Annotated in this window: 21 protein-coding genes; 16 read left to right on the top strand and 5 right to left on the bottom strand. The window is 32.1% G+C overall.

Features of this window, described 5'->3' with window-relative positions; genetic code table 11:
* The first annotated feature begins 8 nt into the window (after nucleotides 1–8).
* The 6 genes from ACTB0X_RS01120 (at nucleotide 9) to ACTB0X_RS01095 (ending at nucleotide 8674) form a co-directional block, all read left to right on the top strand.
* A complete protein-coding gene (locus ACTB0X_RS01120; RefSeq protein ID WP_463023130.1) occupies nucleotides 9–2846 on the top strand; it encodes a sensor histidine kinase in 2838 nt (945 codons plus the stop codon).
* Entirely contained in the window at nucleotides 2833–3579 is a 747-nt protein-coding gene (locus tag ACTB0X_RS01115; protein ID WP_463023129.1) for a LytR/AlgR family response regulator transcription factor, read from the top strand. Before ACTB0X_RS01120 ends, ACTB0X_RS01115 begins: the two co-directional genes overlap by 14 nt.
* Before the next feature lie 146 nt (nucleotides 3580–3725).
* Complete coding sequence (locus ACTB0X_RS01110; RefSeq protein ID WP_463023128.1) at nucleotides 3726–5489, top strand: T9SS type A sorting domain-containing protein; 1764 nt, start codon at nucleotides 3726–3728, stop codon at nucleotides 5487–5489.
* A 436-nt stretch (nucleotides 5490–5925) separates the two neighbouring features.
* The gene (locus ACTB0X_RS01105) at nucleotides 5926–6201 is read left to right on the top strand and encodes a hypothetical protein (RefSeq protein WP_463023127.1); all 276 of its coding nucleotides are present in this window, start codon (nucleotides 5926–5928) and stop codon (nucleotides 6199–6201) included.
* 151 nt (nucleotides 6202–6352) lie between these two features.
* Nucleotides 6353–6919: an RNA polymerase sigma factor gene (locus tag ACTB0X_RS01100; protein ID WP_463023126.1), complete on the top strand. Its 567-nt coding sequence runs from the start codon at nucleotides 6353–6355 to the stop codon at nucleotides 6917–6919.
* A 12-nt stretch (nucleotides 6920–6931) separates the two neighbouring features.
* Nucleotides 6932–8674 (top strand): energy transducer TonB, encoded by a 1743-nt coding sequence (locus ACTB0X_RS01095; protein ID WP_463023125.1) that lies wholly within the window; start codon nucleotides 6932–6934, stop codon nucleotides 8672–8674.
* Here the strand turns inward: ACTB0X_RS01095 and ACTB0X_RS01090 are convergent.
* Entirely contained in the window at nucleotides 8660–10144 is a 1485-nt protein-coding gene (locus ACTB0X_RS01090) for a T9SS type A sorting domain-containing protein (RefSeq protein WP_463023124.1), read from the bottom strand. The genes ACTB0X_RS01095 and ACTB0X_RS01090 overlap by 15 nt on opposite strands.
* A 294-nt stretch (nucleotides 10145–10438) precedes the next feature.
* Here ACTB0X_RS01090 and ACTB0X_RS01085 point away from each other — a divergent pair, with 294 nt between their 5' ends.
* Nucleotides 10439–10756: a Spy/CpxP family protein refolding chaperone gene (locus ACTB0X_RS01085; protein WP_463023123.1), complete on the top strand. Its 318-nt coding sequence runs from the start codon at nucleotides 10439–10441 to the stop codon at nucleotides 10754–10756.
* Between the two features lie 49 nt (nucleotides 10757–10805).
* Here ACTB0X_RS01085 and ACTB0X_RS01080 read toward each other — a convergent pair whose 3' ends face one another.
* Nucleotides 10806–13127 (bottom strand): hypothetical protein, encoded by a 2322-nt coding sequence (locus ACTB0X_RS01080; RefSeq protein WP_463023122.1) that lies wholly within the window; start codon nucleotides 13125–13127, stop codon nucleotides 10806–10808.
* Between the two features lie 181 nt (nucleotides 13128–13308).
* Here ACTB0X_RS01080 and ACTB0X_RS01075 point away from each other — a divergent pair, with 181 nt between their 5' ends.
* The 6 genes from ACTB0X_RS01075 (at nucleotide 13309) to ACTB0X_RS01050 (ending at nucleotide 20264) form a co-directional block, all read left to right on the top strand.
* Nucleotides 13309–14241, top strand: coding sequence for a hypothetical protein (locus ACTB0X_RS01075; RefSeq protein WP_463023121.1), 933 nt, complete (start codon nucleotides 13309–13311; stop codon nucleotides 14239–14241).
* A 10-nt stretch (nucleotides 14242–14251) separates the two neighbouring features.
* On the top strand, nucleotides 14252–15022 hold the full coding sequence (locus tag ACTB0X_RS01070) for a glycoside hydrolase family 25 protein (RefSeq protein WP_463023120.1): 771 nt from the start codon (nucleotides 14252–14254) through the stop codon (nucleotides 15020–15022).
* Nucleotides 15023–15384: 362 nt separating this feature from the next.
* Nucleotides 15385–16344, top strand: coding sequence for a phosphoribosyltransferase-like protein (locus ACTB0X_RS01065; protein WP_463023119.1), 960 nt, complete (start codon nucleotides 15385–15387; stop codon nucleotides 16342–16344).
* Entirely contained in the window at nucleotides 16328–18247 is a 1920-nt protein-coding gene (locus tag ACTB0X_RS01060; protein WP_463023118.1) for an ORC-CDC6 family AAA ATPase, read from the top strand. Before ACTB0X_RS01065 ends, ACTB0X_RS01060 begins: the two co-directional genes overlap by 17 nt.
* Complete coding sequence (locus tag ACTB0X_RS01055; RefSeq protein ID WP_463023117.1) at nucleotides 18237–19196, top strand: hypothetical protein; 960 nt, start codon at nucleotides 18237–18239, stop codon at nucleotides 19194–19196. The genes ACTB0X_RS01060 and ACTB0X_RS01055 overlap by 11 nt, the downstream gene beginning before the upstream one ends.
* Before the next feature lie 15 nt (nucleotides 19197–19211).
* Nucleotides 19212–20264, top strand: coding sequence for a DNA methyltransferase family protein (locus ACTB0X_RS01050; protein ID WP_463023116.1), 1053 nt, complete (start codon nucleotides 19212–19214; stop codon nucleotides 20262–20264).
* A 178-nt stretch (nucleotides 20265–20442) separates the two neighbouring features.
* Here the strand turns inward: ACTB0X_RS01050 and ACTB0X_RS01045 are convergent, their stop codons facing one another.
* The gene (locus tag ACTB0X_RS01045) at nucleotides 20443–20898 is read right to left on the bottom strand and encodes a Hint domain-containing protein (protein ID WP_463023115.1); all 456 of its coding nucleotides are present in this window, start codon (nucleotides 20896–20898) and stop codon (nucleotides 20443–20445) included.
* A 197-nt stretch (nucleotides 20899–21095) separates the two neighbouring features.
* Nucleotides 21096–21482 carry a DUF7793 family protein gene (locus ACTB0X_RS01040; RefSeq protein WP_463023114.1) on the bottom strand — a complete coding sequence of 129 codons (387 nt, stop codon included), beginning with the start codon at nucleotides 21480–21482 and terminating at the stop codon, nucleotides 21096–21098.
* A gap of 197 nt (nucleotides 21483–21679) precedes the next feature.
* Here ACTB0X_RS01040 and ACTB0X_RS01035 point away from each other — a divergent pair, with 197 nt between their 5' ends.
* Nucleotides 21680–23353 carry a S8 family serine peptidase gene (locus tag ACTB0X_RS01035; RefSeq protein WP_463023113.1) on the top strand — a complete coding sequence of 558 codons (1674 nt, stop codon included), beginning with the start codon at nucleotides 21680–21682 and terminating at the stop codon, nucleotides 23351–23353.
* Nucleotides 23354–23400: 47 nt separating this feature from the next.
* Here the strand turns inward: ACTB0X_RS01035 and ACTB0X_RS01030 are convergent, their stop codons facing one another.
* The gene (locus ACTB0X_RS01030) at nucleotides 23401–23544 is read right to left on the bottom strand and encodes a hypothetical protein (RefSeq protein WP_463023112.1); all 144 of its coding nucleotides are present in this window, start codon (nucleotides 23542–23544) and stop codon (nucleotides 23401–23403) included.
* A gap of 277 nt (nucleotides 23545–23821) precedes the next feature.
* Between ACTB0X_RS01030 and ACTB0X_RS01025 the strand changes: the two genes are divergently transcribed.
* Both ACTB0X_RS01025 and ACTB0X_RS01020 read left to right on the top strand, forming a co-directional pair.
* Nucleotides 23822–25555 carry a carboxypeptidase-like regulatory domain-containing protein gene (locus ACTB0X_RS01025; RefSeq protein ID WP_463023111.1) on the top strand — a complete coding sequence of 578 codons (1734 nt, stop codon included), beginning with the start codon at nucleotides 23822–23824 and terminating at the stop codon, nucleotides 25553–25555.
* A 166-nt stretch (nucleotides 25556–25721) separates the two neighbouring features.
* On the top strand, nucleotides 25722–25982 hold the full coding sequence (locus ACTB0X_RS01020) for a hypothetical protein (protein ID WP_463023110.1): 261 nt from the start codon (nucleotides 25722–25724) through the stop codon (nucleotides 25980–25982).
* Nucleotides 25983–26149: the final 167 nt, after the last annotated feature.

Here is a 26149-nt window from a genome sequence, read left to right as displayed (position 1 = left end):
CATATCACTTGCACTATACTATCCAGGATGGTTTGCCAAGTAATCAAGTTTACGACATAATTCAAGATGAGAATCAATATCTATGGATTGCAACAGATCGTGGAATCTCAAAATTTGACGGTAAGAAATTCATTAATTATACTACGGTTGATGGATTAGTAAATAACACCGTTTTTAAATTTGAAAAAGGCATTGATGGTTCTATTTATTATTATACTATTTCGAATGAAATAGGAAGGATCCATAATGGAAAATTTTATGCCGAATCCTACAACTCTAAATTGAAAGAAATTTTAGCAGGCAATATTATTACCAAAATGGTGATAGATCGTGGTGGAAACAAATTTATAACTGTCAAAAATTGGGATTCATCTTATTTAGAAATAAAAAAAAGTGGAGAAATTGAGAAAAAACTAATTTCAAAAGTAAAATCTAGCATTATTGTAAAAGAAATAGAAGATAATTACATATTAGTGAAATCAGATTCTGGTTTTGTATACTATATAGACTCAAATAATACAACTTATAAAATTAATCATGAAACTTTCATTAATTCAATTCATAAACAAGTTATTATATTTAAAGATCATCTTTTAGTTTCTGAAGGAGCCTCCATTTTTATTACTGATTTAAAGACAAAAAGGAATATAAAAAGGGTTGTATATAAAGATAATATTGAATTGATTAGAAATGATAGAAACTTCTTATATATTTCAACTGCTAAAGAGAATTTTAGAATAACCATTAATGATTTAATAAAAGATCAACTCAATTGTGATCATTATTTTTTAAATGGAAACTCAATTAATAGTGTATATCTAGATCATGAAGGTAGTAAATGGTATGCCACCCTTAATAATGGGTTGTTTTATATTTCCCCTATTTTTCCATCTCAATTAATTCTCGACAACCCATTTCGATTTTCTTTTTCAAAAATTGAACAACCTGAAAAATCACTACTAACAATTGCGAACAGTAACTATTTGTATCATTTTGACTTTAAAAATCTAAAAAACGAGTATACTATTTTTGGAGCTTCAATTGAAAGTTATGTAAACATTGAAAACAAAGAAATACTAGTCTTTAAAAGAAGTAAAGGTTTATTAATTGATAAGGGTAATATTCTCAATAAGAATATTGTTAGAATTATTTATGATTATGATATAACCCCTAACTATTATTGGATAGTTTCTCAACAACTTTTTAGAGTCAATAAATCCAATTTTTTTAATCTCAAAAAAGCAGTTTCTATCGCCAATAATTCTAAATTGAACACTAAAATGAATTCGGTTTTAGCATTAAATGATTCTGTTGCAATAGTCGGAACTACCAATGATGGAATTCATTTAATTCAAGTTAAGGACGAAAAGACCACTTTTAAGCAGATATATCTTTCAGATTTCGACTTAAGAATTCAAGCAATAAAGAAATTAAAAGATAAAATAATTGTAGCCACCCTAGGTGATGGAATTATTTTACTAGATGATCAATTTACAGTAATACAAAGAGTTTCTGAAACTGATGGTTTGGCTAGTAATTTAATTAATGATCTTACAATTGGATTTAATGATAACCTGTTTATTTCTAGCATAAAGGGGTTAGATGAGTTTAGTATAGTAAATGATTCATTGAAGTTTATTCGATCTATTAGTAAAGATAATGGGTTTCATATATTGAATTGTAAAGAGACTAAAGTTATTGACTCTCAATTGATCGTAAATAGCCACTTGGGAATATTGTTATTTAGCATTGGAGAGAGCATGAAACTAACAAATCCACTATTGGCTTTTGCGCCTGCGGTCAATGGTATAAATTTGGTTGAAAGTGAAAATAACATGAATATCATTGACTTAAATTATGACCACATCCCTATAGTTATTAAGTTCAATCCCATTTTTTTTAAACCTCTAAGTGAAATTAATTTACAATATAGAATAAATGGTAAACGATGGATTACAAGCGAAGAAATAATCCAACTTAATGAGTTGGGCTATGGGAATAATTTGTTGGAGTTTAGAGGAAGGTATCATGGTGGATTTTGGAACAAACTTAAAAAAACGACTAATCTTAAAATTAAACCTCCATTTTGGGCAACTTGGTGGTTTACATTTTTTTTAATTATTCTATTAATTTTAGTTGTTATCTTAATTACAACTAAGGTTTTACAGAGTAAACAACAAAGAGCTTTATTAATTATAAAAAATCAACGTGCTGAATTGAAAGCATTACGACTTCAAATGAATCCCCATTTCCTATATAATGTAATGAGTTCAGTTCAATACCTAATTTTAAAAGGAAAGACTAATGAGGCTGTTCAAGCAGTCTCTTCATTTGCGAGGATGTTAAGAAAGATTTTAAAATACTCAGATAATAAATGGATATCGCTTACAGAGGAAATTGAATTGCTGACAGATTATATACAATTAGAGAAAAATAGAGTTTCAAACAGTTTTGAGTTTAGCATTAACTCGGATGATTTAAAAAATCAAGAGATCAGAATACCTCCAATGCTTATACAACCATTCATTGAAAATTCCATTTGGCATGGTATGGATGGTTTAAAGGATCGAAAAGGATTAATAGAAATAGAAATTAAACAAATGGAGAATGCAATTCAATGTATTATACAAGACAATGGGGTAGGGAGAGATTTAAATAAAAATAGTGGCATTAAACACAAATCTTTCGGCTTGTCTTTGGTAAAAAAGAGGCTTTCGATTTGGGACAAAGAGGTGGATAAAAAAGTTGGAAGTTCATATACCTTTTCTATTCTTGACTTAAAAGATAAATTAAATAGACCAATAGGAACTAAAGTAATTATAACAGTACCTTATGAAGAAAATTAGAGCTTTAATAGTAGAAGATGAAAAAAGCACTAGGGCTGTATTAGTAGAATTGATTAATCAATTTTGCCCTGAATTAGAAATCGTTGGTGAAGCTATATCAGTAAAACATGCGATAGAACTTATAGATTCAATCCATCCTGAACTTGTATTTCTAGACATTAAAATGGGAGACGGGACTGGGTTTGAAGTCTTGGAGCAAATTGCGCCTGTTAATTTTGAAATTATTTTCACTACCGCTTGCGAGGATTATGCATTAAAAGCAATTAAATATTCGTGTCTTGATTATTTAATTAAACCGATTGATATTAATGAATTAATCTTAGCAGTAAATAAAGTGAAAATAAAAGTCCCTAAAAGCACAAGTAATAAAATTGCGATAAACTTAAATAATGAATTTGATAGATCTAAACCATTCGATCGAATTGGATTACCTACAAAAGATGGAGTTAGATATGTAGAAACAGCTAGTATTATTTATTGTAAGGCTGATGGCCCTTATACTCATATTTACTTCACTGACAATAATAAAATTCTAATTTCAAAAACTCTGAAACATTTCGAAAATTTACTTTGCAGTGAATCCTTTAAAAGAAGTCATCGATCTTTTATTGTGAACATCCATTTTATTGATCGCTATGTTAGAATTGATGGAGGATGCTTGATTCTTAAAGATAAAACGGTAATTCCTATTTCTAGAAGATTAAAATCCAATTTTTTAGAAAATTTAATATAACCACTCATTTAAAAATACTACCAATTAATAAATAAGGACCACCACTTATTAATTAGTTCACCTTAGTCATTTGATTTCAGGGTTTAATTTGTTCTATGCGGATGCCGAAAAGCAATCAGAGTAGGCAATATTAAAAACAATAAACCATGAAAAAAATATTACACAAATTACTTTTGATTTCATTAATGTCAGCGTTTAGTCTTTGGGGAAATGCTCAAGCTCCATTTGGTCCAAATATTCCTAATGCAAATCAAGCTCCAACACCGGATAATTTTTTGAGAAATATTCCATTAACTATTATGGAAGGTAGCGGCGGCGGCGACGGATGTCGTGATGATATTCAAAGAACAGGTAATGATTTTCAAACATTTGATAATGAAAGTAAAACAATAGAAGTGATGGTGTGGGATGGTAATTGCCCAGGGTTTTCATTAATTGTTAGAGATAATTTTAGTCCATTCAATATTATTACTGCATGGGGAGCAGATTTAAATGGGACTAAATATGGTAAAATTACTGATCCAGATATCGTTGTAAGTCAAAGTGATGTCACCTCTGGTAATCTCGCGATTATGATTGTTTATGTTTTGGATGGTCCTTCAAATCTTTTTGGCAATGGGGCTAAGATAGCCTATGAGGAGTATACCTATGATTATTTGCTAAATGATTTAACTCTTAATGTAAATTCTCATGTTACCAATAGAGAAAATATAATATCTAATAGTGAAGCCTCTAGCCCAAATATAGATGCAAATGATGATAATCAAATTGTAATCACCTTTGAAGAAAGAGAAGAAATTTTTACCTATGCAAATCAATTTTCATCACCTGCTACTGTATTGAATCCAGGCGTAGGAATGTCAGGACCAAATACAAACTTGAATAATAAGTTGAATATTTCTAATAATCTTGGTTTACAGAATTATTCGTTCCTTACTCCAGATGTTTCCATAGCTGATATTAGTAACAACGGAATAACATTTTCTAGTTATGTGTTTGTAGATCAATATGGTAATCTAATCTTAGTGCAAGAGGATATAAATGACTTATTGAACAATGTTACTTCTGCTTCTTTTAATAATATTCAAATTGATAGGGAAACTAAAAATCCTAGAATTAGTAGTCCTCCTTCTGATTATATCTCTAATGATTGGGAATGTGCTATAACTGCTGAATATAAAAGTGGGGCAACTAATCAAATAGGTGTATACTTTAATCGAGCAACATCAAGTCCATTCGATTTTTCCAGACGATCGCTAAATAGAAATTTTTCAGGTAATAGTCTTATTGATGGATGTATAAATACGTTTCCTGCGATAAGTTATACTTTTGCAAATGACTCGGAAGCCTCTATTGCAGTTGCCTGGACTGTGGAAATTTGCGACCCACAATCTCTTTATTTTCAATCAGAAGACGTTATTTCAGCGAACTTGAATTTAAATTCTTTGAATAGAACTCCTTTTGATTCAGATTATTTTATGTTGGTTAGTCAAGGTAGAAAGGGCAAACAACATGCCGTTTCAGTTGCAGGTGAATCTGATTTTTCTCCTAATCATGATGAATCAAGAGTTTTCTATTCTTTTGTTTCAAATGATGATATGTCGTTTAAAACAAGTGACGTTATAATGCAACCACATTTAAGAAAAAAAGAAGAAACAACCGAGATTTTGGTTTCTTCTATTGAGGACATAAATGTTTATCCAAACCCAACTAAAGGTAAAATCAATATTAAAGGGGATACCAAATTTTCTAACTATTACATCACTAACACTGTTGGTAGTATTATTGTAGAAGGGTCTAATTTGGATTTAGAAATAGATGTTAATAACGTTGAAAATGGATTGTATTTTATTACATTTCTAAATCAAAATGGGGATAAAATAGAAACGAAAAAAATAATTAAAAACTAAATATAGTAATTGGAAAAAATGAAAAGCCTGCAAGGTTAAACTCTTGCAGGCTTTTGTAATGATAAGACAATAAATTGCTATATTTTTTATATTAATAGGAATCAACCCAATTCAAAGTATATCCAAAGACTCGATCAAAACGACCATATAAAATCCCTATTGAATGATTCAATAGGGATTTTATTGGTTTAGCCAACAATCATTGGTTGCAAGAAACTTTTTCATAATAATGATCGGTAAATGGAAAGGTAAAGTCGTGGAATAATTCGAGAAGAAGGAAGTCGTTTGAGACATTGTAAAGTCAAACAGCTTTTGAATGATAGGGAAAACTGATTTTTCCAATTATATTTAAGGCTTTACATTTTTCAATGGAATCCTATATACTTTTTGGTTTTATGCATTTTTTGCCATTTGGGTGGTTTCATTGTGCAATAATTTGGTCTATTTTATCACCACAAAAAGTGATGAGTTTGATGGCGCTTTTTTCAATAAAATAAGGAGTTTCCCCGAAGCGTTAGACGATTTATATTTCCTCGAAAAGGGGCTGAATAAACAGTTTAATTCTGCTCGAAACAAGATTCATTTTTATCAAAAAAACGCCGAACTAACCGGAAGAAAATACAGTTATTATGAGGATAAAATCGAAGATGGATTCATTCGGCCATATGAAGAAATAGAACTATTCTTAAATAAACTCTCAACAATAGTATAATTAAAAGAACCTTCAACATGAAGGTTCTTTTTTTTGTTTGGATAGTCTGAATCACAAACGAGTAATATTGGCGTTAAAACTAATATTGACTTTTTTTTATTCAAAAAGGTGACCTTTTGAATAAATTACCATTAATAATAAAACAAACAAGATGGACGACATCAAAATAGTACAGTTATTAAAAGAAGGAAAGAGGAGTAAGGCATTTCTTAAACTCTATCAAGGTTATCCGATGGTAGAAAAACTCATTCTTTCAAAGGGTGGAACTAAAGAGGATGCAAAGGACATTTTCCAAGAATCGTTAATTATATTCTACCAAAAGGCGTCTAAAGCTAATTTTGAATTAACCTCGAAAATAAGCACTTACCTGTATAGTATTTGTCGATTTCTTTGGAAAGATGAATTGAAGAAAAGAAATCGAAATGAAACGATTGACTTTGAGGTTGGACTGGAGAGTGAAGAGTTGAGCGACTTAAGTGAATTGATAGATCAAGAACAGAAATATAAACTTGTAGAAGAGGTTCTTCTTCAAATAGGTGATAGGTGTCTTAAGTTATTGGTTTTGTTCTATTACCAGCATTTATCGATGAAGAATATTGCAAATGAATTAGAGTTGAAATCAGAAAAGGTGGCCAAAAATCAAAAATACAAATGTATTGAAAGAGCCAAGCTAAAACTAAAAGAAATGCAATCCAATCCTACAATAATCCAATCATAAACATTAGAAATTATGAGAAATGAGTTAAACTTAATACGTCTAATCGATAGATATTTAACGAACGAACTTGAAGGTGAAGAATTGGAAGCATTTAAAGCTAGACTTCTAACCGATATCAACCTTCAAGAAGAGTTGGAGAACCAAAAAGTAATCTTGGCAGGGATTGAAAGAATTGGAATAAAAAGGGACATTCAAAAAGCAAGTACTAAGTATTTCGGAAAGAAAGGAGGATGGATTGCTGTTGTTTTATTTATAGCGTTAATATCGACTGCATTTGTATTTTATACTACTCAAAATGATGCGCGATATTTCCCTGCAGCAATTGATTTAGTTTCGGATAGTGTAGAGGTAGAAATAGTTGAGATTCAAAAACCAACGGAAGTTTTCATTGATGATGAAATTGAATCAATTGAAACGATTTCAAAAGAGATATTTGAGCTACCACAAAAGGCTTTTCAAATATTTGTTATCAAAACTAATCGAGATACCATTATTAAAGGGTTTGAAGGGACTAGTATTGCGATAAAAGCCAACTCTTTTGATAGTGAAATCGTAACCTTAAAATTGAAAGAGTTTTATAAAGTATCAGATATGGTCTTTTCAAATTTAACCACCTTAACAGGGAAAAATGAAATTATAGAAACAGGAGGGATGCTTTATTTAGAAGCTATTGCATCCAATGGTAGAAAAATTGAATTACAAAATGGAGCACAGATTGAACTAAAGTTTCCTACTAAAAATAGAAAACCCGATATGCAATTATTTTCTGGTCAACTGAATGACAGTGAAAACATGATTTGGAAATTAGAAAGTAATCTCATTGAAATAGTAGAGTCTCCTAGTTACGAAGAGATTATTGAAGAAGCTGAACTTTTTACAATAGTGGAGAAAATGCCGGTATTTCCGGGTTGTGAAGGCAATAGTCAAGAAGAAGTCAAAAAATGCTCGGAATTAAAGTTAAGAAGCTTTATTAGTAGTAATATATTAATTCCTACAGAGATGAGAGATAAAAATATAAATGGAAAAGTTTATGTCAGTTTTGTGATAGACGCCAATGGATTTGTTTCCAACTCAAGTATTATAAAAGGTTTAAATCCAATATTAGATGCCGAAGTTTTAAGAGTTATAAATCTGCTCCCTCAATTTACACCAGGTGAACAAAGGGGTAAAAACGCATCAGTTCGATACACTCTGCCAGTTGACTTTAAAATTGATGGAGATGAACCAATGTATTCACCCTCTGAAATCGAAGCGAGAAATGTGGCTTTGCAGAGAGAAAGAGTAAGAGAGCGAAAAGAATCTCTGAAAGAGCAAGAAAAACGAATAAGAGATGTACTTTCAGATACGACGGCAGTCGGGTACAAACCTATGCCGTCTATTATACATGATTTAGAAAATTACGTTCTAAAGAGTGCAAATTTAGGTTGGATCAATTGTGACCGATTTATTAGTGACTCACGTCCGAAAATCAATTATTCATTGTATAATTTAGAGATTAATTCACATGTTCGAGTAATTTTTCACAGTACGAAGTCAATTCTTGCAGGAAATTGGAGTAATCAACAGTTTCGGTTTTCGGGGGTTCCTTTAGGGGAGAAAGTGACCATATTTGCGATGAAACAGGAAGACGGGGTTCCGTATATCTGTATACAAGAAACCTCCATTAATAGAGAAGTACCAAAATTAGAATTCCAAAAAGCGACCATCGAAAAATTGAAAAGCTATGCCGAACAGATTAACTCAATTCACAATTAATTTAATACTTTCAGAACCTGCACCTTTCAAAAGATACATCCCACTTTTTAACTGAGACATATTAAAAATCAATGTATTTGTGGACTCTTGAGTGATTTTTACCTGCATTTGTTGCCCTTGCAAGTTGAAAATTTGGAAATCAGAAGGGCGGATACTCTCTTTAGAAACAATGGTATATTGATTAGCTACAGGATTAGGAAAGCCTTTAAACGTTTTTAATTGGGCTTCACTCAAACCAGTTGTACTTGAATATTTAATAATAAAATTAGCCGTAACATAAATAAACTGTTTTGGATATGGTGGAATAATCTGTTGACCATTAAATAGAGTTGGTTTATACCTAGATATGGCCCCTCTCAATACCTCCCGATCACCACTGATCATTAATTCATTCAAGGAAACTCCTTCAATGCTATCAGTTCTTAGTTTATTAAATTGTTTGTCATAGTAATGGAGGTAGATGGGTTGAGCTGTGTAACTTTGTTGTGCAAAAATAGTCTGCAGTTTGCCATTTCGTTCAATTTCAGTGTATTTAATTTTATCACTTTTTAGTAATTGCCTTTTTATTAAATTGGTGCCATTCAACGTATAATCATCCACTCGAATGTTTTTATTAGTCGGATTTTGAGTATTAATGTATTGATAGTAAAAGCGAACGGTATCATTGATAACATCTACTTTATCATCAAAATCGAAAGTTATATGTGATTCTGAAATGGCCCATTGAGCGGTCCATGAAGTATCTAATTTCATTAAGAAATGGATGTAACCGGTAAAAGGGGAAGGTACTGGAATGGCAACTCCATCAATGCTACTATTATTTTCTGAGTTCCCTGCAATGTAAAGGTTTCCAAAGCTATCGAAATCAATATCTGAGAGTGTTCTAATGCCGTTGGTGACATATTTTGAACGAACAAGAGTACCACTTAAATCCAATGCAAAAATAATGGAGTTGATGTCACCCCTAATTCCAACAGCATATATTAGATTGTTGTTTACATTGAACTCAGCTAACTCACAATTCTCATTCCAAGGTGTTTGTGTCACCCAATTGAAAGTTCCTGAACTAGAAATAGAAGCAATAAAGGAGCGTTTATAACCACCATTTGTAGCGTTTAATGAAATGGTATCCAATTGAAGTGAATCTTTATAATTTCCAAGTAAATATAAAGTAGAATCCTTGAAAATCAATCCGACAATTTCTCCATTTCCACTGTAATTCAGTTCCCAACGTATATTCCCAGTACTGTCTTGTTTAATTATCTTGCCACCCCTGCCAGTGGTATTTCCAGTTTGATTACGTAATGAGGAGTAAAAGTTTTGGTTGTCATCAGAAGCAATCGCAGTAGGATAGGAGCGAATGGTGTCTAGATTAGTGGCCCATTGAACCGATTGAGCTGAAGTGTATTCTATACTAGATATCAGGGATAAACAAGCTATAAAAACTCCAAAGTAGTTACTTATCATCATATTAATATTTTGAGCTCATGCAATTGAATCAATGATTTAGTTGGAATTCAATTCCAATAAGTAAGGTGATTTTCAAATTTAACTATTAATTATAATAGAATTCAATTTCAAGCTAAGGTGTTGGTTTGTAATCGTTTAAACACATTGAATTCAAAGCATGCACTAATTTATTGCTTAGCCTTTTCAAGTCATTCAACTACAATTCATTAAACCATTTCATCGCTTTCTAGTCCTACCACGAAGGAAATCCATTAAAAGGACGTCCAAGTAAGTGAACCACAAAAATTATAGCGTATGAAAAAGTTAGGATTGATATTGGGACTAGTAATGATGTCTGCATTCACATTTGCTCAACAAGGACAGCGACCAGAACGACCGCAACCGCCATCAATGGAAGATCATATTTCTAAGGCCAAAGTTGAATTAAACTTGACTGATGAGCAAGTGGTGCAATGGAAAGAAATTCATGCAAAGTACGAACCAGCTATGAAAGATAGATCTAGTGGAGAAGCGACTAGAAAGCAACTGATAGCAGAGTTAAAAGCGACTTTAACAGAAGAACAATTGACCAAATTCAAGGATCAACCAAAAGCTCGACCAAACAGACCTTAGTCAATTAAACCTGTTGAATTTATCAACAGGTTTTTTTGGTTCAAATGCTTTAATTGGAATTCGTAATCAAATGATTGTTATAGAAAAGAGTATTGTTTTCCTGTATTTTGAACACATTCAATCCTTTCTCCATAATGATAAGATTATCGAGCAGCAAAGCCGCCTTAGAATTCATTTTTCCAATGGTAGAGATTAAGATTTCGTTAGTTACATTATCCACTGTAAATTCTCCTTCCACCAGAGACCAATCGCCATAAATGACCTCGGCTTTATCTGGGAAAAGGGTTAATTGGTTGCTCCATTCATCTTTTGCGAGGTCGTAAGCATCCACCTTTAATCGAAAATACAAGTTTAGGGCATCTTGTTCTCCATTGTACATCCAAACTTTAATCTGGTAGGTTTTGTCTTTTTCAAAGGTATACGGTGGGAATTTAGTGAACCGATTTTCTCCTTTTTTAATTCCTGAATAGGCTCCATTTCCTTGGAATGCATTCGCATTACCCAATTCCTCAAAATCCTCAAAATAATAGAATGAAGTCGTGTCAGTTTTATATAAGGAATCAGTTGTGATGACAGGTCCAAATTGGTTGTAAAACGATTGAATGACTTCTTGCCGTTGATCTTTAAACAAATCAGAGTATTCCAACTCATATAGTGCAAAACCATTTTGCATGGGACTGATTTGCTTCGCACGACTCAATATATCTTTTTCGTATTCAGTCAATTCATTGTCTGAATGAATGACTAAAAATGGGCGAGGATCGTTTAAATCTTTCTGAATTGGTTTTGGATAATAGTTCGGTGTCACCAATTGAACAATTTTTTTGCTCTCAGGTACCGATGACCTGGTAAGATTCGCACTGATGTTTGGAATCCCTGTATGGTATGAAAAGGTGAGTGTATTGAACATGGCCAACTCATTTCTTGGTCGTTCAAAACTTTCTGAACCGTGATGATAAAAGGGTAAAGAGAAGATTGCTTGGTATTTATTTCCATCAGTTTGTTCAATTAAGTGCTGTAAGTCTTGATTTAGCAATGCCTTATTGAATAGATTGCTTTTGCCTTGTGCGTTTTTTGCAATGTCCTGCTGACGTGCAAATGCTTCGAAAAATGGCACAAAAATGACAAGTGCGATTAAGGTAATTCCAACCAATCTATATTTAGATTGGAGCAAAAAAAGAATCAACTGTTGCACTTGATAGGCTCCAAACGCCATGAATACAAAGAAAAAGGGCCAACTAAACCGACCAATGGCTCTAAATTGCTTAACGATCGGAAAGTATTCTAATAAATCAGGAAACTGAACAAACGGAATTCCCATGGCAATCAACAGAATTAAAAAGGCTGAAACCAGCGAAAGGTTCAACGGTTTATGTTGAAAATAACGACTAAAATTAGCTCTCCACTTCACACTAAACAGACTTCCAATGCCATGGATGATTATCCCCAAAATTAGAAGCACATTAATTAAACCCACATAGGCGTTTCCTTCTCCCTCCAAATTAATTGTAGGAATTAAGGATTTCCACATTGTCCATAATGGCCCGTAAGAAGGAATAATGATGTTATCAAATTCAGCGTAATAGAGAAAGAAGCCTGAAGGATTATTCGTTCTGCCTATGTGTTGATCTGTAAGTTTGGCGAAAATGTAAAACAGTACAATGGGTAAAACAATTGAAATTAATGCTTTAATAGGCTTTTCTTCTTTTCTGACCAATTGGATACAGCACTGTAAGAAAACAAACATTAATAAAAATGAGAGCACAATCATTCCCAAATAGGCATGCACAAACAACCAAAGCAAGTTATTTAGAAACAAGACAATCGTATAGAACCATCCCGTGCTTTTCTGTTGCTTTAATAATAGCAACCAAGATAATGGAATGGCCATGCTATAGGATAAGGCAAGGTGGCCACCAATCCGCTCTACTTGGGGAACCATGAGAAAGATTCCAATTGAAAAAATGAGAGCAAACCACTTCTTTACATTCAACTCTTGCAATAAGAAATAGTACACCCAAATGGATAGAAATATTGCAGAAAGTAGTATTGCATTCAGTATTCCAACTGAGTAATTGGAAATGGACGGAATTATTTGAGCCGTCAGTTTTAAGAAATAGGCGAGGGCAGGATGACAATCTGTGTATAAAAAGTGTTCTCCATACGGGTAGTTCATGCCCATAAAGTTGGTGGCCGAAGCACCATACTTAATGTGATAAGCATAAGTGAAATAATTCTTTAATCCATCTCCTGTTTGATTGAACATAAACGCATTTGGCGCACAAATAAGATCCCCATAAAACCAAAATAGAAAACCAATGGAAAAGCAACCCAGTAAAATAGTGGGAAAAGAAATGGATTGATTTTTCATAAACCAGTTTACTATGACTTAAATTCAAAAGCAATATTAGTAAATTTTCTTGTTTGGGCTGAATGGTTTAATATTGGCAGAGATTCATGTGGAACTGCCTTTAATCCATTTGGTTGTGGTGTATAAAAAATGAGAGTTTTCACTCATTTTGTGAAGAAAGAATATTTTCTAGCTTTCCGAAATGAAAAGTCAACTCTTAGCCAACCTCAAAAGCAATGCACTCTTTTACTGTGCAGCCACATTGCTGATTTGCATTGTATTTATTGATCCATTCAGTAGCGGAATAGCTAATTACTTAGAATCGCAAGTAGATTCCATAACGGTAAGTTTAGGAATACTGTTGGAATTAAAAGCGTTAGCGAGCTCCACTAGTTCAAGTCACATCCCGCTAATTTCGGGAGTTTCTGCCAGTACCGTAGATACTTTAACGTCTGCTATTCAATACCTCAGTTGGTCGGATATCTTGGTAACCGTTCAATTGGTACTGATCGCCTTGAGCAAATCCATGCTGATTCCTGTTACAATGGTGGCTGCATTATTAGGGAGTTTGATTCCCAATTACAAATCCGTTTCTTTGAAAGTGCTGGTGTTGTTGTTATTGGTTAATCCCGGATTGCCGATGTACGTCAGTGGCATTCAATACATCGCTAAAGAAGCCAAACTCGACGTAGGGAATGATTTATCGAAAGAGCTTCAACAAACTCAAGAGGACTATAAACAAAAGGAAATAGCACATGCAAACAAGGAAGAACTGCGCAACAAACAACAGTTGGCAGCAGCTGAAGCAAAGGGAGAAGATCACATCTCACGGTTTAAAAAGTTCGAAGACAAAGCCGCAGACGACCTCACCAAAGTGGGTACCAAAATAGAAGAAGATGTATCTGAAGCTTACTTGGTGCTGAAAACCGCCTGCAAAGCCATTACCGTTAGAACCATCAATCTGTTTACATCCATCTTGATACAGTTCATTCTGTTGCCGTTTTTGTTCTTTTACGGACTGTTTACACTTTACCAAAAGTTTTTAGGGGGCACCACAACCGATACTTTCCTTGAAAAAATCATTCTATTCGAAACCTTATTTGTTGTCATTATCAGTCTATCTAAATTTATTTAAAACAAAAAACATGAAAAACCGAAACACTTTATACCATTCAACTTTAGTAATTGGAGCACTAATACTTTCCGCTTGTGGCTCAAGTGATACACCTGTCACTGAGTTGGCGCCTACAGCAAAAGTTGACACCACCAAAACAATAGAAAAAGCGCCACCTGTAGCGGCTAAGAATGCTTTAGGAATTGATGTATCTCATTTCCAAGGTGCAGTAAATTGGGAAGAAATTAAAGCCAATAACATCACTTTTGCCTATACCAAAGCTACGCAAGGGCATTCTTATGTTGACTCCAAGTTTCATCAGAATTGGAGTGAGATGACTACTGCTGATATTGCAAGGGGGGCTTACCATTTCTATTCAACTGAGAGCGATGGAAAGACCCAAGCTGAGCACTTTATAAATACAATAGGTGAAGTAAAGGTTGGCGATATGCCGCCTGTGTTGGATTTAGAACAAGGAGGAATTAACGGAACAGTAGATGTAACCTTATTCCAACAAGAAGTAATGAGTTGGTTAAAGGCAGTAGAAGCTAAGTTTGGTGTAAAACCAATGATCTACACCAATAATCCTTTTGCGAATAAGTACTTAGACAACGAACAATTTGCGGAATACACCCTTTGGATTGCCGAATATGGTGTAGAAGAAGCAAAAACACCTTTAACTTGGAAAGACAAAGGATGGGCGATTTGGCAACGAACAGAGCGAGGTGAAATAGAAGGAGAAATCGGAAACGTAGACCACGACATTACCAATGTAGCGTTGCCTGAGTTGTTGGTGAAGTAGGTATTTGTTTTGGAATTTGATTTACTGAGTCAATTCTAAAAGCACGATTATAACAATTTAATAAAATAACATTTAGGCCTGAAGTCTTTTGGGCAGGAGAAAAAACTGTAAATGTATATTTTGATAAAGTAATAATTGGATGGATCGCAGTTAAGAGAGAACATAAATTAAGAATGATTTATTTTTGTTTCAACCCAAAAAGGAAATCTAATTTGCGTTTTGGTTGATTTGGTATAATATTATTTTGTGAGAAGTTTCAAATGGCTCCAAAATGATTTAGTATTGATTTTTCCAATCAGTAATTTTTATTAATTAATAATAATTAGTTTTGAATACTTTAGAGTATAATTACAATAAATAATATGGATGATATAGATAAAATTAGGTTTTATGAAAAAGCACTTGATAAAGTATATTTTTATTTGGAATCAAAATTTTGGTCTCAACCTGATGAAAATAGATTAAACACCTGGTTGAATAATTTCAAAACAGTAGATGAAAAGTATTGTTCAGCAAGATTGCTAGACAGATTTGTTTATTATTCAGAAGAAGATATTGAACGGTTATTAAAATTTGGGCTTTATGAAAAAATATTAAAAAGAGAAGTCATATTAAATGAAAAAGAAAATGACTTTTTAGCTTCAAATGAAGAAATAAATGAGTTAATTAAAAAAGAATTGAATGAAACTTTGTTCTTACCACTTTCGACAGGTAATATTTCAGAAAGTTCTCAAGCAATAGCAAGGCAATTGACACTCAAATTAGGAATTAATGAAACCAAAATAATAGATATAAAAAATGTTAGTTGGGAATTGCTAAAAACTAATAAAAGGATAATTATTGTAGATGATTTTATTGGAACTGGGACACAAATTATAAATTTTTGGAATTATCAGAAATTCAAAATAGAAAAAAAGGAATACAGTATGCATGAAATAAAAATGGAACTAGAAAATATTACAACATTAGAGTATTTGTGCCTAGTTGCTACTGAACATGGATTCCAAGAGTTTTATAATCCCGAAGGATATCACGATAAAAGCCTAAAAATAACTTATGGAGAAATTTTGGGAGATAAATTTAAAGTATTTGGAGATAATTCGACTTATTTCAATCAAAAAGAGATAAAAGAATGCAAAGCAATACTTTCTAATTTATGCAAAAGAAATAAGGTCAATTTTTTAGGATATAAAAAATTAGATTATGCAATAGCATTTCATCATGGAATACCAGACGCTTCTTTACCATTGTTTTATTTAGAAACAGAATCTTGGAGTCATTTACACAAAAATAAACAAACTCAATATGGAGCCTATGTTTAAAAACCCTTTTTCAACAGATAGAGCAGAACATCTTGGTGACAGAATATTTGAATATTTTTCAGATCATGAAAATTTTCAAGGATTATTGAAAGAAAAGTCACTGATTATTGAGGGAGGTCGTGGATCTGGTAAAACTATGTTTTACTTGTATCATACGTTTAACAGTAAAAAGAAAGAAGCTAAAGCAAATAACATTGAATTTAAGGACTTTCTTCATAATTTGGATTTAATTGGAATTCATTTTAGAGCTGATTCAAATTTTGTTACTGCATTTCAACATAAAGGAATACTTGAAGATGATTGGGAGTGTTTATTTGCACACTATTTAAACATTACACTATCTAAAAGACTAGTAGATATTATTATAGATATTAATAATGAATTACAATCTAATAATGTAGTTTCACTTGAAATAAAAGATGAATTGGAGATTTTGTTTCCTGGAGAAATAGTTCCTAATTCATTTGAGTTGTTTAAAAAAGTTTTAAAAAGAGAAGAAGTTAAGTTAATTTCCTTTTTAAATAATGTTTCAACTGTTTCGAAACCTCAATTAATTCCAAACGGATATTTACTGAACTTAATTACTGAGTCAATCCAAAATCAAGATTGTTTAAAGGGTAAATCCATTCATATATTTGTTGATGAATATGAAAATCTTTTATTGTATCAGCAGAGAATAATAAATACCTTAATTAAACATCCAAGTCCTACAATTTTTGATGTAGGAATGCGGAAAGAAGGATTAAAAACCCATGAGACACTTACTAAAACTGAAGTAATTACTCCACCGCACGATTATCACTCATTTGATTTTGAAACTTTTAGTGAGTCTGATTATGAGAGTTTACTTGTAGATGTTTGTAGGAAACGTTTACAAAGTGTACTTAAAGAGTCTAATATTAAAATAACGTCCGATCTTATAGATATAAAATACTATTTAGGGAAATATTCGTTAAATGAAGAAGTAAATAAAATTGATTCTATTGCAGTTAGAACTAAAATACAACATTCTATTTTTAAATTAATTTGGGGAACTACTAATTGGAAAAGCGATTTAAAAAAAGACTCTACTTACTTTGTATTATATGAGGTAGAAAATTTAATGATACTTAGGTTAAATTTATGTCTATTGGAAAGAGGAGAGAACCCAGATACATTAATTTTAGAATATCAAAAGTACTTAGACAAGATTAAATCTAAATATACTGATTGGGTTCATAATAATAAGCATGGCATTGTTTATTTATTAGTAAAAGAGAATAAAGGTTTTGAGAAGGAGTATTATGGTTTTAATACTTATAAGTCATTATCATCTGGTATTATAAGATACTTTCTAGAAATTTGTGAAGAGGCGTTTAAACAAGCAAAAAGAAAAGGATTTAATTTCAATGATCCAAGACCTCTTGCTCAAGAAGAACAGACAAAGGCTGTTTACTATGTTAGCTCATACAAGATTAAAGATATAGATACTTTTACTCCGTATAGTAATAGATTAAAATTATTTACAGTCTTATTAGGTAGAGTTTTCGATAAACTACATCGAGACCAAAAGTCTAGCGAACCCGAAAGAAATCACTTTGGGACTGATTACGAAAAATTAACTGATAGCAGTAAATCTTTTTTAAAAAGTGCGTTATTATATTCTGTTTTTCAAAAAACAGGGGAGACTAAGGATAAAGCTAATAGCATAGATACCAATATATCAGAATTTCATTTAAATCATATTTATGCGCCTTGTTTTCAAATATCACCTAGAAAAATGAGAAAATTAATTATACCTTATCAATCATTAGAAATATTGATTAATGGCGAAGTCTCTGAAGCTGAAAAAGAGGCTAACAAACTTTCAATTCTCAAATTAGAAGAACAAACGTCTCAAACTACACTATTTGATGATTTATAGTAGAAGTTATGAATTCGAATCAATTTCGGATCAAGTCATACCAAATATTGACTTTTTTATACTTGGTAAAAGTAGTGAGCCTAGAGCTACTAGAGTTTCTGAATTATTAGAAGGAAAATTTAAAGGTGAGGCATATGTTTTAAATTATAATATTGAAAATGAGAAATATAGTTTAACAAAGTTGCCAGTTAACCTAAAGTTCATAGATAATGAAATAGAAGAACCTGATCTTGACCTACTAGAAAAATTAATTAATGACTTAAATAATATTGGGTTAAACAATAAGCAGGTTTTAATAGATTCAACCTCTTTGAAACACCCGGTTTTGTTTTATCTAATTAGAATTTTAAAAGAAAGTTTTAATCTAAAGAAATTATTTATTGGATATACAGAGCCTAAAAAGTACGAACAACTCAAACAAGAAGAAGAACCTAGATTTGATTTGACAGATCGATTTTGCTCCTTAAATTCTGTTCCTGGACTAGTCAGAGAAACAGATTATTCGAAAGAAAAGTTATTAGTAGTATTAATGGGTTTTGAAGGTAATAGATTTAGTAAAGCTTATGAAGAAGTTAATCCATCTAGGAGAAAAGTACATGCAATTGTAGGTTTCCCTTCTTTTTATCCTAATTGGCAGTATTATGTATATTCAGAAAATCAGAACTCTTTAGTTAACTCTAAAGCACATACTAAACTGCATAGGGCTACTGCCAATGATCCATTTGTAGTATATAATATTTTAACGGAAATTTTAAATTCAAATAAGAATCACCAAATTGTAATCGCTCCGGTAGGAACGAAACCGCATTCTATTGGTGCAGGGATGTTTTTAGTAGATAATAAAGATTCTCAAGTGTTTTACGATTTTCCTTTCTATGGAACAAAATCTAGAACAAGTGGAATTGGAAAAACATATTTGTATAATTTAACTCCATTTACTAAAGAATAAAGTATTTTGTAAATTATGAAAAATTGGTCAAACTTTTACACTCCTAGCGCAATCGCAAATGAGATTGTTTCGATGATTCCAAAAGAATTTATTCCAGAAGTCGCAATAGATATTTGCGTTGGAAGTGGAAATTTCTTGAATGCCGCTGCAAATAATTGGCAAGATATAATGCTAGTCGGTGTAGATATTAATACATCAAATATAAATGATGAAATACAGAATAAATATCAATTATACCAATTTAATGCATTAATGATTGATAAACTAAGAGATACAATTACACTTAAGTCTTGCAATAAGCTAATTTTAGCAAACCCACCTTTTGGAAATATTAATATTACTTATGATCAAAGTGTTGATAAGTCAAACCTAGAGTTATCAAGAGAAGCGAGAAAACTAAACAGAATCGAAGCTCTAATGTTAGTTTCCAATATAAGTTTAATGAATAATGGAGATTATTTTGGAGCTATTATTCCTGAAAATTTTTTTACATCTGATAAATTTTTTACTTTTAGAAAGATGTTCTTGTCCTGTTTTAAAAATGTTGAAATAGGTTGTTCTAAAAAATATTTTGCTAATAGTGATGTAAGAACAAGAACTTTTATTGGTAAATATGATAATAAAGTAGGATTTATCAAATCTCTAGAAGAAAAACATAAAAAAACTAATTTAAAATTAAGCAGAGGTATTGATAATTCAAAACTATTAGACTGTAATTTAGGTTCAGTAGTGGAAGTACTTCATTTTTCAAATAAGAGAGGGGAAGTAATTAAACCTAAGTTTACCTTCTTGGAAAATAAACGTAAAGAACTTTTAGTTGAGAATAATGATACGCTTATAATAAGAGTTGGAAGAAATTCAGGACTAGTCTTTAATGCAAGAAAAGATTTTCAAAACAAATATATCTCAGATTACTTCTATTTATTGAAAGGAGCAAAATTGTCTAATATGAATAGAATAGAATTACAAAATATATTAATGGAAAAGACTAAAGGTTTAACGACTAAATATATCACAAAAGGAGTAATTGAGAATTCAATTAACTCGGTTCTATTCAATAATCAGTAGGAAGTATACTGCATCCTCACCATTGCAAAAAAAAATAGGTGCCCATCGTTATTTGCAGCGGGTGGCTGAGCGGAGTCGAAGCCACATAGCAAGAGAAAAACAACTAAAAGCGGGGAATAGAGCGAAAAAAATAGCCCTTATTGAAAAAGAAAACAAATAGTGGGTAGATCTTTCTCCATCATAAATCCAAACGGTATGCCATTTCCAACTCATAAGCTCCGGCAACTACACCATTGCACAAGATCAAGTGTCCATCGGTATTGGCAGTGGGGTGTTCAGAAAGTGCAATGCTGTGAACGCCTCCTAAATATTCTCCTTGATTAATTTCATGTATTTCAACGGTTGCTCCAGATTGGTCCATCAAGGTGTCTATAATCTCTAAATCTTTTGCTGCCTTAAAGAGTTCTTCAGATACTAAAAAGAGCTGATCGGGAGTGACTACTATTTTTTGTTGGTTTCCGTAACTGATATGTATTGCAATCGTTTCTGCTGTCGTTCCTGCAGAAAAATCAACGGTTCTAGTTTCCCAAGATTCATCGTCTAAACGGGCGTCTACTTTGTCGTCGACTTTAATCGTTGAAATTAGTTTATCGCCATCGGGCGTTAAGACTAAGGTATCGTTTGCAAATGCCATATTGAATCGGTTTTTTGGATGTTCACGAAATATACTAACATTCAAGTTATTTTTATAATCGAACCAGAAATTAAAAATGTCTGATACTAGAATTTGCTAGAAATAAGTAGAGTGGAAGGGATTTTTAAATTTTAGAAAATTGTATATTACTGACCTAAAAATTCAGGGTAAAATGGAATGCTAACGAAAAAATCAAGCTATAAAGAATTTAGCCAATCAATGGCTTTCTGCTTATCCTGAAACACTTTAACTGGATGTTCTTGTTTATTAACCAAGAGGTAAAAACGCACAATTAAACGTTGAGCCAATCCTTTAAAAATAATGCCCTCAGCCACGGCATCAACGGGATATTGTTCTGCATAATTTCTAGCTTCAATCGTAAAAGTGTTAAATTGTTGGAATTCAACTAAAATTTTTAGATTTTGATCGACATTCAATTCGTTGTAATGGGCTTTAATTTCTTTAAAGTCATCAATATCTAGAATTGTATCGGGATGGTATTTGACGTAAAAAATATCCGCCTCAAGTATTTCAATTGTACCTGTTGCTACTTGAATCGTTTTATTCGAAAGTTGATTAACCATATCGATTCCCAAATGTTCTAATCCAAATATAATGAAAATAATTACGCTAAATGCTTAGTCAATCAATGACTGAAAAGATATATAAAGAAGGAATCTGCAAATTTTGAAATAAACTTATGACATTAAAACAATTGATTTTAACTGGATGAATGCAACTTTTTATTCTAAAAAGTGGTCTTTCAATAAATACAACAGCCATGTCGAATAAAAACAAATTGATCGCAAGTAGTATTCTCTTTCACTTCTTTTTAAGCACGGTAGTAGGACAGTCGAAATTGATAGATAAAGAACATGATATAAAATTAACGGGAGAAATAATTGTAGAGCTAAATTCTGAGGTTCAGATTAATTATAACCAATTTATTAAAGATCATAAATCTGGAAACAAAGTCTTTGACTCTCTAAACAAAGTGCATGGGTTAATAAAAGTGGAGCGAATAGGAAAGAGGGGAGACTCAAGTCTATTACTCTTGGGGTTTGATAAGAAAAATAACATCCATCAAACTGTTCAAAGCTATGCGGAATTGGATATAATCAAACAAGTTGAGCCTGATTTTGTATTGTCTGGAAATCAAACTCCTCCTTCAATAATTCCAAATGATAACTTCTTTAACCTTCAATGGGGATTATTGAACAATAAAATGAACAATCCATTATTTGTGCCAGATGCCGACATTGACATGGAATTTGCTTGGGGGATTGAAACAGGCGATTCTAGTATAATAGTAGCCATAATAGATGGTGGGATTAAATTCGATCATCCCGAATTTCTAGGAAGAATTTGGTACAACCCTTCTGAGTTTTTAAATAATCAAGACAGTGACAATAATGGATACATGGATGATTACAAAGGCTGGGATTTTGTGAATAATGACAATAACCCGACGGATGATTATGGTCACGGTACTTCAGTTACAGGAGTTTTGGGAGCCAATGGTAACAATGCTTATAATTATGCCGGTGTAGATTGGAAATGTCAATTGATGATCTTAAAAGCACTCGATTCACAAAACAATGGGTCTAATTCAGGTGTAATTGCTGCGATTTATTATGCTGCAGACAATGGTGCTAAAGTGATTAATTTATCGCTTTCCACACTAGTAAATTCTTCATTTATGCAAAATGCTGTGGACTATGCTCATAATAGGAGTGTCACACTGGTTGCTTGTGTAGGGAACAATAATAATAATTTTGCAAATTATCCTGCAGCTTTCAATTCAGTAATTGCGGTAGGAGCTACTAATTCAAAGGATCAACGGGCTTCCCCATTTTCGACATCGTCTGCAAATAGTGGAAGTAATTTTGGTTCTTATCTAGATGTTGTAGCGCCAGGTGATGCAGTATTTATTTTGAGTCATGTGAGTAACGTATACTATTATTTGAAGAGCAGTGGTACTTCTTTTGCAGCTCCTTTAGTAAGTGGGTTGTGTGCATTATTATTGGCACAAGACAAAACCCTGACACCAACACAAATTAAAAACATTATCCGTTCCACTTCAGAAGATCAAGTAGGTAATCCTAATGAGGATGTTTTGGGCTTTGATAATTACTATGGATATGGTCGGATCAATGCATATAAGGCACTTTTATCATTGCAAACCGTCAATAATACAGAGATAGAATTAATAAGCAATTCCTTAAAAGTTTATCCTAATCCAACTAGAGGGATACTCAATGTAGAGCATTGTAATAATTGTAAGGAAGTTAGGATAATTAACATCAATGGAGAAATGGTATTGCAAGAGCTGCTTGACGTTTCTCAAGAATCCTACAAATTGAATACTAGTAATTTAGCTGAAGGAGTATACACAATGGTAGTTATTACTAACAAGGGACAACAGCTAGTTCAAAAATTGGTTTTGTCTCAATAAGACACCTGCTGAATGAGTCAGAATAAACAAGATAAGAAGGTTGTTGCTCAGTCCAATATTTTTGAAGTCAACCAATATTTACCGGCAACGATTAATTTATCCAACTTACTCAATGCATTGAGGTCTTTTTTAGAATAAGTAGGAGTGAACCCGTGCAGGATTTTAAATAAGAGTTGATAAATGCCTTTCATGGTTGTAGCTATTGTGGGTCTAATTTAATGATAATAAGCATTGAATTGGGGTTGATTTTGTAAAGAACAGTCAAAGGTAAATGGATAAAAAAGTATAAATGCATGTTGAAAATCAGAAAACCTTTGTAATTTCAGCATAGAAATTAATTCTAAACCTCGATTTTTGATGTTTCAGCTCATATTCTGGGGTTTATTTCACTAAAGACATTACTTATTTGTCAAAATATCATATAAATAACATAATTCTGAATGTGCCTAGTATAATACCTATCTTTTTATGAAAAAAATTGCATTGTTTTTATGTGTATTTGTGCTTTGGCAATTTGGTCTCTATGCTCAAATGACAACACAGCTTTTTATTGAAGGAACGGTATCCGATTCTTCATCTGGGAAAGAGCTGCCTTTTGCCACTGTATACAATCATTCATTAAAAACTGCTTCAATAACCAATACAGAGGGCTACTTCAAACTTGAAATTCAGTCATGGTCTGATAGTATAGTCATATCATATATTGGATACAAGAACAAAACAGTTTCACTAATACAATCGGAAAAAAGCTACAACATTCAGTTAAAAGAAAACATATATCAGCTTAGTGAAGTTTCCATTCGAGCGAAAGATTACTCCTACCTCTATGACCTAATAATAGCTTGTAGAGAAAAACAGTCATCAAGTATTCAACATACTAAAGCGTATTATCAACTTAAAAGCTATATAGATAACCAACAGATAGAACTGGTAGAAAATTTTTACAATGCAAGTATTAAGGGGTATAACTTATTGAATTTGAAATTAAAAACTGGGAGAGTTGGTCTTCAAAAAATAAACCGTTCATTTTTTGCCTCATTAGAAAGCTCAAAGCCCATTAAGTTACATCAACTGTTTACTCCTTCAGACTTGTTTCCGAGTAGTCCTTTAGCGTATAATAAGAGGGGCATAGAGAAAAAGTTTTATCTCCAATTGGAAAAAGTTTATACCGATGAGAATTTGGACTCTATTCACATTGTTTATTTATACCCTAAAAAAAATAGGAAAGATTATTTTTCTTGTAAACTATGGATAAATGCAAGTGATAGCACATTTCTAAAAATAGAACTGGAAGGAAGTCATATAGACGTTTTTCCATTCATGCCTATATACAATAGCCATCGTCTCTCTCAAAAGAACTTAAAAATCACCAAAACCTTTAAGACGGAAGGAGGAGAAACCTATTTTGAACATGTTGACTTTCATTATGACTTTTTATATCATAGGCCAAATGAGAAAGCTTTATGGGTTCGCACGGAAGCTGTATTATTTACTTATGATCAAGATAGTTTATTTTATTTGCCATTGTTTCAGCTCAACACTCCAAACTTGACAGATTATCAAAAATTAACTGTTTTGCCTTATAATACGTTCTTTTGGGACTTTAATAATGAATTAAAACTAAACTATAAGATAGATAGTAATCGTCTCTTTATGAGTGATACAAACACGATAAGCAATCAAGGTTATCAATTTAAGCAAGCAATTAAATTAGTGGAGTTTTTTAATTATCCCGCTTTAAAATGGAGCAAGACAAGATTCTCCTTTAATGAACTACCACAAAATACAGCTTATAAAGAGGGGGAAGGAGATTATCAGCTTAAAGGGAAACTATTTCTTGATGTAAATAAATATGATGACTCTACTAATTTTTTAACAGCTTCTATCTTTGATGTCTACGAAAGTTTTTATAGATGGACTATTAATGAAAAAACGAATTGTTTCTTTAATATGTATTTTGATTTGGTAGAAATAGAAAGAAGGAAACTAGAAAACTCAATATTTTCTTCTGATAAATCAATGAAAAGTATAGAAGGACTGTACGAGAAAAGTTTAAAAGAACTTGAAACAAACAAAAACGAATTCTTAGAAGATACCCAACAGGGTCAAAATATGGAAGGGATGTTGTACTGGAATAGCAAAATAAGCAATGAGTTGGGTATCGATAACCTTTCTGTTTTTGGTGTTTATCAGGAGGAATAAGCATTCAGTTTAGCTGTGTCCGAACTCGTTTGTAATTATGTTAAATAGAACTCCATTCTAAGCCTACAATAAAGACTGGTTAGTAACAGCAGAGCTTTTGGGACAAGAATGTTGGACAAATCATCGCTACAATTACTTAACGCTCATTTAAATTCTATTTGTTTTCGTGAACCTCCTAAAGTCGGTTTCAGCTGGTACCAACCAAAAAATCTGTTTTCAGTTGGGTACACAATATATCAATCAAGAATTGATGGATTGGGCTCAACTCATTTTAGTAATGGAGAATAAACACAAAAAGGAATTGATTAAACTGTTTGGTTCTACTAATGGAATAAAAATCCATGTATTGGGAATTCAAGATCATTATGAATTTGGCCATCCTGAGTTAAAAGAAATACTCAAAGATAAATTACAGGACTATTTATAAGTCGATTTCCTGAGGGTATTTGAAATTTTGTGGAGAATGGTTAATGCTATGAGATTTTTTGTATCTAATTTTTAAATTCATTTAGAATTAAATACTGATGATGTAGTATAAACTAGCAGCATTTCGACTTCGCTCAATGACCAGCTAGTTTTCCTAATGATCAGTTC

Source organism: Acidiluteibacter sp. (genome assembly GCF_055129545.1).
This window is presented reverse-complemented; position numbering and strand designations above follow the sequence as displayed.

Excerpts from the sequence above, each read along its gene's own strand:
- ACTB0X_RS01115 (WP_463023129.1), top strand. The coding sequence starts at position 2,833 with ATGAAGAAAATTAGAGCTTTAATAGTAGAAGATGAAAAAAGCACTAGG.
- ACTB0X_RS01110 (WP_463023128.1), top strand. The coding sequence starts at position 3,726 with ATGAAAAAAATATTACACAAATTACTTTTGATTTCATTAATGTCAGCG.
- ACTB0X_RS01100 (WP_463023126.1), top strand. The coding sequence starts at position 6,353 with ATGGACGACATCAAAATAGTACAGTTATTAAAAGAAGGAAAGAGGAGT.
- ACTB0X_RS01095 (WP_463023125.1), top strand. The coding sequence starts at position 6,932 with ATGAGAAATGAGTTAAACTTAATACGTCTAATCGATAGATATTTAACG.
- ACTB0X_RS01090 (WP_463023124.1), bottom strand. The coding sequence starts at position 10,144 with ATGATGATAAGTAACTACTTTGGAGTTTTTATAGCTTGTTTATCCCTG.
- ACTB0X_RS01085 (WP_463023123.1), top strand. The coding sequence starts at position 10,439 with ATGAAAAAGTTAGGATTGATATTGGGACTAGTAATGATGTCTGCATTC.
- ACTB0X_RS01080 (WP_463023122.1), bottom strand. The coding sequence starts at position 13,127 with ATGAAAAATCAATCCATTTCTTTTCCCACTATTTTACTGGGTTGCTTT.
- ACTB0X_RS01075 (WP_463023121.1), top strand. The coding sequence starts at position 13,309 with ATGAAAAGTCAACTCTTAGCCAACCTCAAAAGCAATGCACTCTTTTAC.
- ACTB0X_RS01070 (WP_463023120.1), top strand. The coding sequence starts at position 14,252 with ATGAAAAACCGAAACACTTTATACCATTCAACTTTAGTAATTGGAGCA.
- ACTB0X_RS01065 (WP_463023119.1), top strand. The coding sequence starts at position 15,385 with ATGGATGATATAGATAAAATTAGGTTTTATGAAAAAGCACTTGATAAA.
- ACTB0X_RS01060 (WP_463023118.1), top strand. The coding sequence starts at position 16,328 with ATGGAGCCTATGTTTAAAAACCCTTTTTCAACAGATAGAGCAGAACAT.
- ACTB0X_RS01055 (WP_463023117.1), top strand. The coding sequence starts at position 18,237 with ATGATTTATAGTAGAAGTTATGAATTCGAATCAATTTCGGATCAAGTC.
- ACTB0X_RS01050 (WP_463023116.1), top strand. The coding sequence starts at position 19,212 with ATGAAAAATTGGTCAAACTTTTACACTCCTAGCGCAATCGCAAATGAG.
- ACTB0X_RS01045 (WP_463023115.1), bottom strand. The coding sequence starts at position 20,898 with ATGGCATTTGCAAACGATACCTTAGTCTTAACGCCCGATGGCGATAAA.
- ACTB0X_RS01040 (WP_463023114.1), bottom strand. The coding sequence starts at position 21,482 with ATGGTTAATCAACTTTCGAATAAAACGATTCAAGTAGCAACAGGTACA.
- ACTB0X_RS01035 (WP_463023113.1), top strand. The coding sequence starts at position 21,680 with ATGTCGAATAAAAACAAATTGATCGCAAGTAGTATTCTCTTTCACTTC.
- ACTB0X_RS01030 (WP_463023112.1), bottom strand. The coding sequence starts at position 23,544 with ATGAAAGGCATTTATCAACTCTTATTTAAAATCCTGCACGGGTTCACT.
- ACTB0X_RS01025 (WP_463023111.1), top strand. The coding sequence starts at position 23,822 with ATGAAAAAAATTGCATTGTTTTTATGTGTATTTGTGCTTTGGCAATTT.